Here is a 15,608-nt window from a genome sequence, read left to right on the forward strand (position 1 = left end):
CGGGTTTTATTTATTCTGTTGATCATGCAGGGATGGCGGGATTTCTTTTCCTTTTATAATTATAAAGGTTTTTATACCGGAAAGTATAGCTTATTAGCTAATTTTATAGTAAGAGTGGTAAGACTGTCTTTAGAAGGCAGTCTTTTTTATTGTCAATGGTAGAATAGAATGACCGGAACTGTCTTTTTTGTCATTGAAGCTTAGAAGCATTCTCAGTATATTGTACGGTATAATTAGGGATACAGCTACAGTAAAACGTAATAATGAATAAAAGATGAGATTTCGGGATTGATTTCCGGCGGCTGAAAGCCGCCGGAAATTTACTTTTAATCCCTATTTTTAATTTTAAAGAACCCCACTTTCCAGGATTGAAAATGTCTGCTCTATACAATTGATCTCTGCAAGCCTTCCATAAGGAAGTGTAAACGTAGGACAGGTATGCCCGAAATCCATCTGAGTGATCACAGGAAAATCATATAAACCTTCTTCGTCAAGTACTTTAAGGATTTCCGTTTCATAGGCTTCCGCGTACAGATTATCGTAAGGACGTCCGAAAATAATACCTTTGGCATTTCCCAGAATTCCCATAGAGGCATAGTTTCTCAGCCACCATCTTACGTATTCCGGCTTGGGTTTATCTTCTGAAGTTTCAAAAAACAGGATGCAGCCTTTCCAAACTTCCTGATCTGGCCAGTAATCTGTTCCTTTCAGCATTTCCAGAACCTCCATGCAACCTCCGATCAGTGGTCCTTGTACGATAGAGTTTCCTCTGATAAAGCGCCAACCTGCAGGAGGTGTCAGTTTTCTTTTTATGTCCTGTAGGGAAATATCAAACCAGTCAAGAAATTCTGTAGTCCAGCCTTCTTTGTTCGGATGAACCTGTCCGATTACGGAAGGTGAAAATAAGGTTCTGTTGATATCATCGATCTGATATTTATGCATGGCTTCGTTTTCAGCAAATCCTACCAATAGGGAAGTGCCGTAGAAAGAACCTAAACCTGCTTTCAGACAGATAAAATGAGTAATCGTACTGTCAGAAAATCCCAGAAATATTTTAGGGTTGTTTTTAATAATCTCCAGATCAATATATTTCAGCATTCGGATACTGTCATCACCACCAATATTGGAAATAACAGCTTTTATGGAAGGATCTGAAAATGCTTCCATAAGATCCTGAGCTCTGGCTTCCGGATGCTCATAAATCCATTGGGCCGGTTGCAAAGCATTTTTAGTTTCAGTGACTTCCAGATTGAAAATCCGGTCTAATCTTTCTTTTCCTTTCAGATAACGGTGTGGCAGTTCACCGGCAGCTCCCCATGACATGGAAATAGTGGCTACTTTATCACCGCTGGTTAATCTCTTGGGTGTAATTAATTTCATAAATATTGAACGATTTAAAACAGAGAACTGAGAATATGGTGATTTATCTGTTGAAGAATAAATCAGTTAAAGGTCTTTAGCTCTATTTCTTTCAAAAATAGCACATCTCTGGAAGAAATACAAAGATAAGTCTCTGGAAACCTGGAATAGTCTGATCTTACTATCTGATCTGCTTATGACCGGAGATTCAATACTTTGATACACAGAGGAATCAATCCTATAGAAATAGCAATGAAAATGGTAACACGTATATAATTAAGGGTTTGCCAGGCTGAGGTTCTGGAAGCCAGATTCTCTGGGATAACTGAAGTTTCTGCCAGCTTTTGAAAATCGATAATGTTGGGGGCAAAAAATATCAGCGTCCAGGCTCTTACTGCAATATGTGCAATAAACAGAATCAAAAGCCAGTTTCTTACCGGATCTATTTTCCAGCAAAAGACAAGAGCAAGAATAAAGGCGATTTCGTGTACAGAATGAAATATAATCCAGAATATTTTCAGGCTTACTCCTTTTCCATCCAGCAGTAATTTAAAATTCTGCGGAGGTGAAGACACCCATTGCGGTACAAATACAAGTGTCTCAAAGATCTGGGCACCATTCATCATAAAATAGAGTAGTGTTGTGATGCAGAGCCAGATCTCTGCACGTGCTACATCAGTTGTTGTTAAGCTTTCCATGATTTATATTATGTTTTGTTTAAGTCATTGGCGGTTTCCTGCATGATTGCTGTAGCTCCTTTGAAATAGCGTTCGATGGTTTTTATTTCATCTTCAGAAAAAGTTGAGACCAGCTGCATGGTTTTCTGCTGTAGTGTTTCAAAAACAGGCCCCAGCAATTTCATACTGTTTTCAACATGGGGAATGATGAGCACCTTTCTCCGGTCTTCTTTTGTGAATTGCCTTTTAACAAGCTCTTTTTTTTCCAGGCGGTCGATTAATCCCGTGACCGCTCCGGTAGTAAGCCCTGTCAGTTTTGAAATTTCACCGGCTGTTATGGTATCATATGGCAAGATCAGACCCAGATACTTATGATCAGCGCTGGATAATCCCGCTTTTCTCGCAATAGCTTCATGCATGAAAATAGAAGCATCTGAATATTGTCTGCTGGCTTCCCTGAATTGTTCATGAATATTTTTTTTCATAATTATCTTATTGTATTAATATCTTAGTTGCTAAGATATATTTTATTTTTAAACTGACAAAATAATTTTTCATCCATTAAAAATGGGGGACGGTTATGATTTTCTGAAAAAATAATTTTCCGTAATTAATTTATAAACAGATGTTTAATTATTTTAATCAAACTTTCCTGATAAAAAAGCGTGAAAAGCTTGTATTTAAAGGAGATTTTCCTATCTTTGCAGTCCCTTAAACAAAGGGATTTACTTAGAAAAGTAAGTGGCCGACTCGGTAGCTCAGCTGGTAGAGCAATACACTTTTAATGTATGGGTCCTGGGTTCGAATCCCAGCCGGGTCACAAATAAAAGAGAACACTTTATAAGGCAGTTCCTTAAATAAAAATTACTTAGAAATAAGTGGCCGACTCGGTAGCTCAGCTGGTAGAGCAATACACTTTTAATGTATGGGTCCTGGGTTCGAATCCCAGCCGGGTCACAAACAAAAGAGAACACCTCATAAGGCAGTTCCTTAAACAAAAATTACTTAGAAATAAGTGGCCGACTCGGTAGCTCAGCTGGTAGAGCAATACACTTTTAATGTATGGGTCCTGGGTTCGAATCCCAGCCGGGTCACAAATAAAAAGAACTACTCACACAGTAGTTCTTTTTTGTTTTATATGTCTATTTCGTTATGAATCAATCTGAGGTGAAAAACAGAGCGGAATAGTGTCTGTTTCAACTATCTGTCTGAACCCTTTTTTTTGTAAAAAATAAGTACTATTATCCGGATATAATGCTCATCAGGATATCATTTGATTTTAGCCGGATTGTTTTGTTAATACCGGCTTTATCAGGGATTATTGTCTTCTTATTTCACTAAAAAAGTAGAGTATTGCTGATGTTAATATTTGGTAAGAATGCCCTGTTTTTTTATTGAAATTATGTATATTTATAACAAATAATGTTAAAAAAGAATCAGATGTCAGTATTTAATGTTTAGGCTTATATACCGGCAGAATGATAATCAATTCAAAACCTGACCGTATTAAAAATTATAAAACATATCTGGAGATCTTGGCTAAAGCCATCATCAGCTCAATTTTTATGGGGCTACTGCTGCTTATGATATCGTGCAGCAAAAGTTCCGGAGAAAAGGAGAGAGACCATTTCGATACTACACTGCTCAAACGGAATTCAGAACTTCAGCTTTCCGGTGAATACGAAGCCCTTATCAGGTTTAATATAGAATATCTGAAGAAAGCTGCAAAGATGAACTATCCCGCAGGGAAAGGACTTTGCTATCTCAATATTGCAGATGTCAATGTTTCTGCCGGAAATTATGAAAAAGCCCTGTTCTTTTTCAACAAGGCGGAAAAAGATCTGGAAAACTCCGGGAATATGTATCATAAGGCACTGTTCTATAACGACTATGGTTTGTATTATTCTCATCTTGAATTGTATGATAAGGCAATAGCATATGACAATAAAGCATTTTATTATTTGAAGCAGGCGAAAAATTCTGCGCTGAAAACAAAGCTGCAGTCAAGGCTGTATATCAACCGGGGGATTTATTATGCTAAAAAAGGATGGCCGGGAACCTCCCTGAAATGTTTCCTTAAAGGTAATGCACTGGAAAATTCAGCGTACAGCAACTGTATGGTTGCCCAATATTATCTGTATACCCGCCAGCCGGATTCTGCAGGAGTATATGTATCAAGGGCAGATCAGAAAATGCTCAGCCAGAAAACAAGTGATGTAGAATCCCTCTGGGTATATTTTACGATGGGGTATTATTACAATGAGGTCAATAATAACAGCAAAGCTGAAGAAGCCCTGAAAAAGGCACTTGAGATCAATATAAAAACAAGACGTACCTATTCTACCCATATCAACGGGGTGTATAAAGCTTTGGCAGAACTGTACAGGAAAAAGAATGACGGGGGCAAAGCCTACCACTATCTAAAACTGTATATGGAAGAAGAAGGAAGGATCAATGCTGCCCGTATGGCTTCAATGAATAAGGCTACGGAAATTTTTATCTCTGAAGTGAAAAAAGAATCCGACTGGCATAAAAATGAGCTGCCTTTGTTTATCGCTCTGTCTATTACCGTACTCACAGTCTCAGGAGTATATGTCAGAAAGGTAGTCAATGACATGAAGCAGAAAAAAAGAAAGCTGAAGATAGAAACGGATGAACTCAAAAATCATGTGCATACCAAACAGCTTGAAGAAGTGATTGGACTGGCTAAAAAAAATGATTCGGCTTTTTTATTGAAATTCAGAGAGTTATATCCGGATTTTATCAGTACACTTTTAAAAATAAATCCTGATCTTGAAAATTCGGAACTGGCTTTCTGTGCCATGCTGAAACTGCGCTTTTCATCTAAAGAAATTGCAGATTATACTTTCGTACAACATAAATCTGTTCAGCAAAAAAAATACAGGATCAGAAAAAGGCTCAGTATCTCCGGTGAAACAGATATCTACGAATTCTTCGACAATATAACAGGATGAAGATATAGAGAATTCTGCTTTTTGAACATTGTGTATTGCATAGTTTTTCAAAAAATATCATAAATAATTAAAGAAAATATAATATTTATCACTTTATAAAGTTATTCTTTTAACTTAATTTATACAGGAATTTCAGCTTAAATTAAAGAAGTATATGATACGTATTTTTCTTTTGGTTTTACTTATTGTCTTAGTTTCATGCCATTCTCATTCTCAGAAAGAACGTGAAAAAAACTTTGATATTCCATTGATGACGAAAAATGAAAGACTTCGGCTTTCAGGGGAATATGATTCACTGGTCAGTCTTAATAAACAATATTATAAAAAAGCAGAGCAGGAAGGATATGAGGACGGTAAAGCATTATGCTATATAAATCTGGCACAGATTAATATCTCCCTGGAAAATTATCAGAAATCAAAAATACTGTTTGATAATGCAGGAAAAATATTAAAAGACTCGGAAAGTAATATTCATAAAGCTATATTTTATAATAATTATGGCCGGCTTAATAATGAGCTGGGAAGAAGGGACAAAGCTCTTGAATATAATAATACAGCACTGAGCTGTATTCAAAAGGTCACAGGTTCCCAACTGAAAAATACGGTTCTTTATAATGTCTATATCAGACAGGGCGAATATTATGTGCAGAAAGAACAATATAAAAAAGCTTTAGAATACTTTAATAAAGCAAGAAAATTTGATGATACCGGTATTGCTGATTGTGCCATAAGTGATTATGTATACATGCACAAGAATAAAGATTCTGCCTATAAGTATATTACCAGGGCCTATAACCAAATGAGTTTAAAAAAACGGGAAGATGCCATTACTCTCAATATACACACCATTATGGGGGAATATTACCTTACCTACGGACAGCCTGAAAACGCCGAAAAAGAATTTTTACGGGCTCTGGAGATTGATAAAAAAACCCGCCGTATCTTTTCTCAGTATACCAAATATATCTATAACGATCTCAGGACCCTGTATGACAGGATGGGGAATAAGGAGAAAGCCTATTTTTATCTCAATGCCTATACAGAAGCTAAAAGCAGGACCAATACCGCTTTACTGGCAACAATTAATCAGGATATGCAATCCTTTATTACCCTTACTGAAGAAAATACGGAAAAGCATAAAAACAATTTACAGTGGGTGATTCTCTTCTCAATAGCGGGTCTTTCATTACTAGGAATATATGCCTGGAGGGTAATAAGTCTGCTCAGAAAAAGAAAAAAGGATCTTAAACTCGAAGCAGAGCAGTTGAAAACCAGGATGAATGATAATAAACAGGACGAAATCATAGAGCTGGGACGAAGCAATGATCCTGACTTTCTGAACCGTTTTAAAGAAGTCTATCCCGGCTTCATAGACAAGCTCCTTACCATCAATTCAGGTCTGGAAAACTCAGAACTTGTTTTTTGTGCCATGTTGAAACTTCATTTTACCTCCAAGGAGATTGCAAACTATACTTTGGTACAGCACAGAACCGTTCAGCAAAAAAAATACAGGATCAGGAAAAAACTGAATATTCCCGGAGAAATTGATACCTATGATTTTTTTGATGCTTTAGGATAAAAAAAAACTGTCTGATTCATCAGGTCAGACAGCACTCGAAATATTCTCTTTTCGCCACCTGTATTTTTTAGTGGCATTTGCTCAAATTTGAAAAATTTTGACCAGATAAGAAAAAAAAACTATACTACACGAATACTACAGTTCAAAAATAAAAATGTAAATGTTTGATATGTAGTTGTTTACATTTTATGTTGAAATGCCGTAAAAAATTTGTACCAACCGGAGATTGTATCTCTATACATTCATATTTTACAGATAACCTGATAATAAATGATAATCTTTTGCAGTAAATTCAAGATCAGATTTTGTCTGTTTTTTTCTACGTATCCTATTGTTTTTTCTGTGTTTCTGATTTTATTTTAAAATTGATCCAAAAATGCACTTATTTATAATTTTCTGTTTATCAATTGTTTGAGCGAATGTTGTATATGTGTAGTAGGATGTTTTTATGTGTTTTTGAATTTAAAATATAGTTTTGTGGAAGATTTTTAATACAAAATAGTTGCTGAACTGATTTTTTTAATTAATTATTCCATTAATCAGTGAAAGTATAACACAAATGAATCTCCGAATCAGGATCTAAAAATGGAGAGAAAAAAAATTACTTAAGAGGGAAAAAGTCGCTGTCTCTGCTATGGAGACAGCCTTTTTTTATTATGACTCCAAATGACCGTTGAAGAATTCCAGCATTGTCGTCAGAGCATTTTCAGAATGCATTCTTTCCCCATTTTCAAGAGAATCTTTTGTGGCTGCTGCTGCCCGTTTGCGCATATTGTTCTCATAATCGAAAATAGCGTCCTGTAAAGTATTGTAGCGGTTGTCTGTTAAACATTCACTCAATTCCAGAGCATCAAGCATGGCCATATTAGCACCTTCACCGGCAAATGGCGGCATTACGTGTGCAGCATCACCTATCATCGTCAGGTTGGGTCTGGCTTCCCAGGTCTGATCCAATGGCATATAATAGATGGGTCTTGGAACGAAAGGAGACATGGCATTTTCAAACAATTCGTACCATACTTCGCTCCATTCCGGATACGTTTCTTTAAACCAATTCAGGACCTGTAAAGGATCAGAAAAGTCCAGCCCGCTTTCAGAAACCCAGTTTTCATCCGCTTTAAAGCTGGCATAGAAGCCCAGGTCACCATTGCCTTTTTGGCCCATCAATATATTTTTTGTGTTCCCGAAAGCCATGATTTTACCACCATTGATCAGGGCGTTAATATGGGGTGCTTTTTCTTTTGAAACATTTCCTTCAAGCATGATGATTCCTGAGTAAACAGGTTGATTATCATTAAGATAATGGCGTATTTTGGAATTGGCACCATCAGAAGCAATAACGAGGTCCGCATACTCTGAGGTTCCGTTTTTAAAATGAAGCAGCCAGCCTTCATGGTGAGGTTCCATAGCGGTGAAATGACTGTCCCAGACCACGGTTTCGGGTTTCAGCGAATTCAGCAGCATCTTTCTTAGAGGCGCCCGGTCTATTTCAGGCCGGAAGTGTTCCGCACCAAAATCTTCATCAGGTTTCATTTGATGATCGCTGAACAGGATTTCAGCTTGTTCATTGACGATCAGGGTTTTATCAGCTCCCGGCCGGAAGGTGTTTTTAAACTCTTCCAGAAGTCCGGCCTTACGGATGGCCGCCAGCCCGGAATCTTCATGCATATCGAGAGGAGAGCCCTGTACACGGGCATATTGATTGATATCTCTTTCATAGACTTTTACATTGGCATTTTTCAACTGTAAAAGTCTGGCCAGGGTAAGCCCGGCAGGACCACCGCCAATAATGGCGATTGATTTATTGTTTATCAGCATTTCTTTTAAATTTTACAGGACAAAATTACTTTCCCTTCAGTACTGATAATAGTATAAATCGGTCGTTTTTATTTTTTGATAATTCCCGGGGCGCAACCCCTGAAAATTTTTTCACTTCTTTGATGAAATGGTTTTGATCCGTATAATTAAGTTCAGGAAACAATTTACCGTGAGCAATATGTTCCAAAGAGGCCCTGAAACGTAAAACTGTAGAGTAGGCTTTTAATGAAAGCCCCAGCTGTTTTGTGAAATAACGATTGATCTGTCTGCTGCTCCATCCTGTTTTTTCAGAAAGTTCATGCACACTCATTTCACCTTTTGAAGCGTAGATAAGTTCAAAAAGTTTGTGTTTTCTTTCATCCCTTTTCTGAGGAATCAGTTCTTTGATCTTTTGTACCGCTTTTGTACAACAGAGTTCAAAATTTTGAAGATCGTCCGCCTTAAAATCCCAGAAATCATCCGGAAGATTCCTGGCTGTATTTAATATATCGGCAATGGAAGTTTTTAAAATATATTCAACAGCAAGAGGCTTGAAACTCACTACAAAAGCCTTGGTAAACGGAAGGATCAGCCTTTGATCCGGGTAGGTTTCAAGACCTATAAGGGCTACCTGAAAGGGCTGGGCGGAAGACTGGATAAAAAACAAATCAATTCTCCCATCCGGAATGATAACCACTTCTTTCGCTTCCTGCGACTGATTAGAGAATGTTCCCAGATTTTCTACAAAATCCGAAATACTCCGTTCAGGCTCAATGAAGTGGAAATGAAAACCGTTATCCATAAATCGTTATATTCTTGTGTATGAAAATACAAAGATAAAGGTAAGGAATTGCAGATCATCCAATAAATACAATTTGAGTCAAAAAGACAATATGACATTTATTTATAGGCCCATTCATTAGAATTATTCCTATTTTAGCCTGTATTATTGCAGTATTCCATGGATAAATCATCGATCAACAATTATTTTCATTCCTTATTCAGCATCAAAGATGAAGTGGTGGAGCAGATTACAGAAACTTTCAGCCATTTTGATTTGAAAGCGAATGCTGTTTTGCTGGATAAAGATACCATCAGCACCCGGACATTCTTTCTGGAAAAGGGATATGTGAGGTCTTATCTGTTGAATGAAGATAACGAAGAAATTACTACCAATATTTATGCTGCCCCCTGTTTTGTGAATGATTTTTTATCCTTTTTCAGGCAGCAGCCTACCAGAGAAATTTACCAAACGGTTACCGACTGTACATTTTGGGCAACCGGGCTGGAAAATGTACAGCATAACTTCCATAATATTCCTGAATTCAGAGAGTTCAGCAGACTTCTCTTTGTTCTGAATTATTACAGCATCCATGACCGGCTGATCGAAATGGCCAGCCAGAAAGCATCAACGAGGTATTCCAATCTGATGAAGAAAGATCCGGATATCTTTCAGCATGTTCCCTTAAAGATTATTGCGTCTTACCTGGGCATCAAAGACAGCTCACTGAGCAGGATAAGGAGAGAGATTAAATAGTGTGAAGTCAGGAAGCTGGAAGAAGGAAGTAATTTGAATCTTTATAGCAACTATAATCTTTGCTTTATTAATTTTAGGGGATTAGTTATCCAAACTCTTTTTCTGCTTCCGGTAACAAAATCTCATTTCTTTTCATTTGTCAAGTGATAGATCAGAATTTGTCCTGCATCTTTGTCAAAAATAATTTCATGAACAGAAAACATATTGTAGTTATCGGATTGGGAGGTGTAGGCGGATATTTTGGCTTTAAAATAAATCAGGCGAACGAAACTTCCGGAAAATATAAAATTACTTTTGTGGCCAGAGGAGAAACCTATGAAAAAGTAAAAGAAAACGGATTGGTGCTTCTATCTCCCGAACATCCTGATCATACCACGCATCCTGATGCTATTGAGAAAAATATTGAGGATGTTCAGAATCCTGATCTGATCCTTATATGTGTAAAGGAATATGATCTGGAAAATGTATGCAGGCAGCTATTGCCGGTGATCAGCAAAGACACTGTACTGCTTCCGATGATGAATGGTGCAGATATTTATGACAGAATCCGGAAGATCATTCCTGATCATGTTATTTTGCCTACCTGTCTGTATGTGGCTTCCCATATTAAGGAAAGAGGAACGGTGGAACATAAGGGAAAAGCTGGGAAGATGATAATAGGAAGAGATCCGGAACACTTTTCTGCAGAGGTGAACTGGATCAGTGACCTGCTTGAAGAAAGTAAGATTGATTTTGATTTTAAAGACAATTCTTTATCGGATATCTGGACCAAATTCATTTTCATTGCCAGCTTCGGACTGGTGACTGCAAAACATAACTCGTCAATCGGGAAAGTATGTACTGATGAGGAACAGAAATATGAAGCGACAGAAATAATGAAAGAAATCAGACAGATCGCAGCCCAAAAAGAAATTCACCTGCCGGAAGATATTATAGAAAAGACATTTGAGAAAGCCTCTGCTTTTCCTTTTGAAACACCCACTTCTTTACAGCTTGATATTCATTCCGGAAAAAAAGAAAATGAGCTTGAATTATTTGCAGGAGCAGTGTTGAAATATGGAGCAGAGCTTCATAGCAAAACTCCGTTTACTCAAAAAATATATAATGAGATTAAAAGTAAACAGAACTGATGCCATACAAGTAACGAACAAATCAGGCCGGCTCCAGCCGGCCTGATTTGAATATCAGAAATAGAAATTTAAATATATTACTACAGATTTTAAAGCTTCTGTAATTTTCTGTTTTCTATGAAAACTAATAGAGTATTATCAATCAAAAATCATGTCCCATGCATGAATTTTTGCCTGCTCAGTAATACTTCCTCTGTTTCCCGGTGGTCGGGATCGTCGATACAGCAGTCTACAGGACATACGGCTTTACATTGCGGTTCTTCATGAAAGCCCTTGCACTCAGTACATTTTCCGGACACAATATAATAGACTTCATCTGAGACAGCCTGATTATAAGCATTAGCATCTGCTGTTGTACCATCCGGAAAAGTGATGGTTCCTGAGAGTTTGGTTTTGTCCTGCCAGCGCCAGTCGATAGCCCCTTCATAAATGGCTGAATTGGGGCATTCGGGCTCGCAGGCTCCGCAGTTGATGCAGTCATCGGTTATTTTTATAGCCATATTATGTATTTTAAGAGTTTGTAAAAGGGATTTCTTCAGCTTGTACTGCTTTAGAAATCCCTGCTAACTTAATTAAAACAGTTTCAACAATTTATATACATCATAAACTGTGCAAACCTGTATCTTAAATCTGTTAATCTGCTGCGATTTTTACAGAAAGTCCGTCCATTTGAGCGGTAAGGTGAATCTGACAGGCTAGCCTGCTGTTTTCCCCGGAATTGAAAAGCTCAGATAGAAGTGCTTCTTCAATATCACTTTTTTCAGGTAATGTTGTTTCCCCATCAAGAATGTAGCAGTGGCAGGTAGCGCACATGGCCATTCCGCCGCACATTGCTTCCATAGGCAGATCGCAGGCTTTACAAATATCCTTTAAAGTAAGACCCATCTCCAGCGGGCAGACCAGGGCATGCTCATGACCATCCTGATCTGTTACGGTAATTGTAATTTCATTCTCCATGGCATCAGTCGATCGTTGCTACTACTTGTTTTTCTGCCTGCTTTTTTGTTCCGTCAAAACCTTCAATCCCGCTTACGGTGGTATATTTCAAAACAAACTTTTTGTTTGGGTTAAGGCGCTGATAAATGCTCTGGCAGGCGATAGCTGTTTCGTGAAAACCACAGAGGATCAGTTTCATTTTATAAGGATAGGTATTGATGTCACCTACAGCATAAACTCCAGGAATGCTGGTCTGGAAATCAGTGCTGTTATCCACCTTTATGGCGTTCTTTTCCAGTTCCAGCCCCCAATCTGTCAAAGGTCCCAGTTTAGGTACCAATCCGAACAGAGGAATGAAGTGATCCGTTTCTATAGTCTGGAGAGTTCCTTCCTTCTCCACAATGATTCTTTGTAAAGCACCATTACCTTCAAGTCCGATAACTTCAGCCGGTGTAATCAGATTGATTTTTCCCTGATGCTTCAGTTTTTTCACTTTTTCAACGGAGTCTAAAGCTCCTCTGAATTCATTCCGTCTGTGAATCAGAGTAAGGGAAGATGCTATTTCAGCAAGATGAACAGACCAGTCCAGAGCAGAGTCACCTCCTCCGGCTATGACAACATGTTTCCCTACATAATCCTCCGGACGCTTAATGAAATAGCTGACACCTTTTTCCTCAAAGTCAGCGATATTTTCAATGGGTGGTTTTTTAGGCTCAAAGCTTCCCAGACCTCCTGCAATAATAACGGCTTTGGCTCTGTGTCTTGTTCCTTTATCTGTGATCACCTCAAACAGGTTTTCTTCCAGCTTCAGAAGATGTACCGCCGTTTCATTGAAAGTAAAACCAGGTTCAAACTGCCGGATCTGCTCATAAAGTTGATCAATCAGATCACCGGCAAGCACACTGGGAAATCCCGGAATATCGAAAATAGGTTTCTTGGGATATAATTCTGATAACTGGCCTCCCATCTGGGGTAATGCATCTATAATATGGCACCGCATTTTGAGAAGGCCGGCTTCAAATACCGTAAATAACCCTGCAGGGCCGGCTCCAATGATCAGTATATCTGTTTCTATCATGTTACAAATGATTTATAGTTGTTTTTTCTATTTTTTTTGAGGCTGCAATGCTGATAAGCTTTTCAAACTTATTGATATACAGCGGGGAAATTTCCTTTTTATCGTCTCCGTTAAATAATGCAGACCGAACAATAGGGACACTGAACGGGAGTGGCCATGCCCGTAATGATTTGGCTATAACATCCATCGCATTAATGCCCTGCATAGCCTGCAAGCCGTCTGCCCAGCATACCAGTCCCACCGTTTTATCTGTCAGGTAAGGCTCATACCTGTTAGCGGTAACTTCAAGCCAGTCGAGGCAGTTTTTCATCACTCCCGGGATGCTCCCGTGGTATAAAGGTGCCAGCCAGATGTGAAGATCAGCATCTGTAAACATCTGGGCCATGCGTTCTACCGCTAAAGGCGTTTTGGTAAGTGTGACATCAAACAGGGGAATCCCGGAATCCGCAAGGGTAAAAATGTCAGTCTGTACTCCCAGCGCTTCCAGACGGTCAGAAAAATAGCTGGAAATAATTCCTGAAGTAGACTCACTTCTTCTTTCCAGTGATCCGTTGAAAAGGATTGCTTTCATGTTGTTTTATTTTTTGAAAATTACTTTGGGCAAACCTATTTCACCATACATCAGACTTTTGACCAAAGGCTGTAAAAGCCCGGCGGCCAGTAGATACAGGGCAGGGTCATGGTCTGCATTCGCTCTTACTACTACTTTCTGATCCTTATAGCACTTCAGGTCTGCATAGATGAGCCGGCGTTTCCACAGATCCAGCAGAATTGTTCCGGCGTTGTTCAGATCTGTATAAACTGCGTAGGGATACAGCTTTTCCATAAGGAACATATAAGCCCATGGCGGAATAATGGCCTCCGTAGAGCAGACGATCCCCACTGCTTTTCCTTCATAGATGGAAAAATCCACAGCAGCAATCGATTCTTTAAATTCCTTTTCCCTGACGATCATTCCCATGAAAAGATGGTCTTTGATATCCAGTTCTACAATTTCCGTAGTAGGTTTATAGGTTAAAAGATCAAAAGCAATGATACCCGATGCTTTTGCTTTATTGATAAAAGTTTCCATTGATAATTGATTTTCCAGTCCGTATCGGTTACCTTACTTTCGAAAGGGCTTCCTCATATTTTTTTTCTACAGCAGACCAGTCCAGCACAGACCAGAAAGCGTCAAGGTAATCTGCTCTCTTGTTCTGATAATTCAGATAGTAAGCGTGTTCCCAGATATCAATTCCAAGGATTGGAAAACCTCTGTTCACCGGAAGAACATCCATCATCGGGTTATCCTGATTGGGAGTAGAGCTTACTGCCAGCGAGCCGTTGAATTTTACATACAGCCAAACCCATCCTGAACCAAACTGAGCAAGACCTGTTTTCTTCATTTCAGCCTTTAATTCTTCCAGGCTTCCGAAAGTGGAAGTAATTGCATCATTAAGTTTTCCTTCAGGCTTCAGTTTAGGCTGTGGAGAAAGGATTTCCCAGAATAAAGAATGATTGTAGTGGCCACCGCCATTATTCCTGACCGCCGGGCTGTATTCACTTATTCTCTGTAATAATGAATCCAGATCCGGATTGGTCTCACTGGTTTGTGCCAGGGCAGTATTAAGATTATCTACATAGGCCTGGTGATGGCGCTGATGGTGAATGGTCATTGTTTCTGTATCGATAAAAGGAGTCAGGGCATCATAAGCATAGGAAAGCTGAGGTAATGTAAATGGTTTCATTCTGTTTATTTTTTTGATTACTGTGTGACAAAGGTAATAATATATTTGAATAAAACAACTTTTTAGTTGTTTTATATATTTGGATTTTAATTGATGTAACTTGTTGTTAGTGTGTGATTTATTCTTTATTTTTTGAAATTATAGAAAATGACTATCTTTGTTGTTGAAAAATAAAACAACCAAAATATTGTCAAATGAAGAAATCAGCGGCAGACCGCATTCTGATGTTTTTGAAGATGAGAGGGGAGGCAACATCACTTCTTATTTCCGAAGAACTCTCCATCACCAAGGAAGGAGCGAGAAAGCATCTGCTGAATCTTGCCCAGGAAGGACTGATCCGGCCTGATGTGAAGAGCGAAGGAGTAGGCCGCCCATCTACTTACTATATTCTTACAGAAAAAGGACTGGCACAGTTTCCGGATACTCATGCCGACGTGACGGTACAGCTTCTGAAATCGGTAAAAAATCTACTGGGTGAAAATGCACTGGAACTCCTGATCAGTGACCGTGAAAAAAATACCCATGACCGGTATGAAAAAGCACTTTCAAAAACCAGAAATCTGGAGCAGCGTCTTGAAGTACTTGCACAAGCCCGAAGCAAAGAAGGCTATATGGCAGAATGGAAAAAAGAAGGAAACGAATATTTCCTTATTGAAAACCATTGCCCGATCTGTGCTGCCGCTACGGAATGCCAGGGGTTTTGCCGTGCCGAACTTTCCAATTTTCAGTCTCTGATCGGAAAAGAATATACCGTTGAAAGGGTAGACCACATTATCTCCGGAGGGCAGCGCTGCGTATATAAGATCAGCTGAA

General features: G+C 38.7%; 16 protein-coding genes and 3 tRNA genes. 8 read left to right on the forward strand and 11 right to left on the reverse strand.

Features of this window, described 5'->3' with window-relative positions; translation table 11 throughout:
* Positions 1-345: 345 nt before the first annotated feature.
* The 3 genes from BBI00_RS03315 to BBI00_RS03325 all read right to left on the reverse strand — a co-directional run bounded on the left by BBI00_RS03315 (position 346) and on the right by BBI00_RS03325 (position 2,521).
* A complete protein-coding gene (locus BBI00_RS03315) occupies positions 346-1,380 on the reverse strand; it encodes a S66 family peptidase (protein ID WP_065397436.1) in 1,035 nt (344 codons plus the stop codon).
* Between the two features lie 173 nt (positions 1,381-1,553).
* Entirely contained in the window at positions 1,554-2,057 is a 504-nt protein-coding gene (locus tag BBI00_RS03320) for a transposase (RefSeq protein WP_065397437.1), read from the reverse strand.
* An 8-nt stretch (positions 2,058-2,065) separates the two neighbouring features.
* Positions 2,066-2,521 (reverse strand): MarR family winged helix-turn-helix transcriptional regulator, encoded by a 456-nt coding sequence (locus BBI00_RS03325; RefSeq protein ID WP_065397438.1) that lies wholly within the window; start codon positions 2,519-2,521, stop codon positions 2,066-2,068.
* 262 nt (positions 2,522-2,783) lie between these two features.
* Here BBI00_RS03325 and BBI00_RS03330 point away from each other — a divergent pair.
* The 5 genes from BBI00_RS03330 (at position 2,784) to BBI00_RS22890 (ending at position 6,590) form a co-directional block, all read left to right on the forward strand.
* Positions 2,784-2,856 (forward strand) — tRNA-Lys (locus BBI00_RS03330).
* A gap of 64 nt (positions 2,857-2,920) precedes the next feature.
* Positions 2,921-2,993 (forward strand) — tRNA-Lys (locus tag BBI00_RS03335).
* A gap of 64 nt (positions 2,994-3,057) precedes the next feature.
* Positions 3,058-3,130 (forward strand) — tRNA-Lys (locus BBI00_RS03340).
* A 384-nt stretch (positions 3,131-3,514) separates the two neighbouring features.
* Complete coding sequence (locus BBI00_RS03345) at positions 3,515-5,011, forward strand: tetratricopeptide repeat protein (protein ID WP_065397439.1); 1,497 nt, start codon at positions 3,515-3,517, stop codon at positions 5,009-5,011.
* A 154-nt stretch (positions 5,012-5,165) separates the two neighbouring features.
* On the forward strand, positions 5,166-6,590 hold the full coding sequence (locus BBI00_RS22890; RefSeq protein WP_083988410.1) for a tetratricopeptide repeat protein: 1,425 nt from the start codon (positions 5,166-5,168) through the stop codon (positions 6,588-6,590).
* A gap of 654 nt (positions 6,591-7,244) precedes the next feature.
* Here BBI00_RS22890 and BBI00_RS03355 read toward each other — a convergent pair.
* Entirely contained in the window at positions 7,245-8,408 is a 1,164-nt protein-coding gene (locus tag BBI00_RS03355; RefSeq protein ID WP_065397440.1) for an FAD-dependent oxidoreductase, read from the reverse strand.
* Between the two features lie 25 nt (positions 8,409-8,433).
* On the reverse strand, positions 8,434-9,189 hold the full coding sequence (locus BBI00_RS03360) for a helix-turn-helix domain-containing protein (RefSeq protein WP_065397441.1): 756 nt from the start codon (positions 9,187-9,189) through the stop codon (positions 8,434-8,436).
* A 159-nt stretch (positions 9,190-9,348) separates the two neighbouring features.
* On the opposite strand from BBI00_RS03360, the gene BBI00_RS03365 reads away from it, so the two are divergent.
* Both BBI00_RS03365 and BBI00_RS03370 read left to right on the forward strand, forming a co-directional pair.
* Positions 9,349-9,924, forward strand: a complete 576-nt coding sequence (locus tag BBI00_RS03365; RefSeq protein WP_065397442.1) for a Crp/Fnr family transcriptional regulator — start codon at positions 9,349-9,351, stop codon at positions 9,922-9,924.
* A gap of 188 nt (positions 9,925-10,112) precedes the next feature.
* Entirely contained in the window at positions 10,113-11,054 is a 942-nt protein-coding gene (locus BBI00_RS03370) for a ketopantoate reductase family protein (RefSeq protein ID WP_065397443.1), read from the forward strand.
* Between the two features lie 149 nt (positions 11,055-11,203).
* On the opposite strand, the gene BBI00_RS03375 is transcribed toward BBI00_RS03370, so the two are convergent.
* From BBI00_RS03375 to BBI00_RS03400, 6 genes are all read right to left on the reverse strand, one after another.
* Complete coding sequence (locus BBI00_RS03375; RefSeq protein WP_065397444.1) at positions 11,204-11,554, reverse strand: 4Fe-4S dicluster domain-containing protein; 351 nt, start codon at positions 11,552-11,554, stop codon at positions 11,204-11,206.
* Between the two features lie 133 nt (positions 11,555-11,687).
* Positions 11,688-12,011 carry a 2Fe-2S iron-sulfur cluster-binding protein gene (locus tag BBI00_RS03380; RefSeq protein WP_065397445.1) on the reverse strand — a complete coding sequence of 108 codons (324 nt, stop codon included), beginning with the start codon at positions 12,009-12,011 and terminating at the stop codon, positions 11,688-11,690.
* Between the two features lie 4 nt (positions 12,012-12,015).
* Positions 12,016-13,068, reverse strand: a complete 1,053-nt coding sequence (locus tag BBI00_RS03385; protein ID WP_065397446.1) for an NAD(P)/FAD-dependent oxidoreductase — start codon at positions 13,066-13,068, stop codon at positions 12,016-12,018.
* A 1-nt stretch (position 13,069) separates the two neighbouring features.
* On the reverse strand, positions 13,070-13,639 hold the full coding sequence (locus BBI00_RS03390) for an NADPH-dependent FMN reductase (RefSeq protein WP_065397447.1): 570 nt from the start codon (positions 13,637-13,639) through the stop codon (positions 13,070-13,072).
* Positions 13,640-13,645: 6 nt separating this feature from the next.
* Positions 13,646-14,140, reverse strand: a complete 495-nt coding sequence (locus tag BBI00_RS03395; RefSeq protein ID WP_065397448.1) for a DUF2480 family protein — start codon at positions 14,138-14,140, stop codon at positions 13,646-13,648.
* A 28-nt stretch (positions 14,141-14,168) separates the two neighbouring features.
* Entirely contained in the window at positions 14,169-14,795 is a 627-nt protein-coding gene (locus BBI00_RS03400; RefSeq protein WP_065397449.1) for a superoxide dismutase, read from the reverse strand.
* Between the two features lie 194 nt (positions 14,796-14,989).
* Here BBI00_RS03400 and BBI00_RS03405 point away from each other — a divergent pair, with 194 nt between their 5' ends.
* A complete protein-coding gene (locus BBI00_RS03405) occupies positions 14,990-15,607 on the forward strand; it encodes a helix-turn-helix transcriptional regulator (RefSeq protein WP_065397450.1) in 618 nt (205 codons plus the stop codon).
* The last annotated feature ends 1 nt before the right edge of the window (position 15,608 follow it).

This window comes from Chryseobacterium arthrosphaerae, from assembly GCF_001684965.1.
Lineage (GTDB): Bacteria > Bacteroidota > Bacteroidia > Flavobacteriales > Weeksellaceae > Chryseobacterium > Chryseobacterium arthrosphaerae.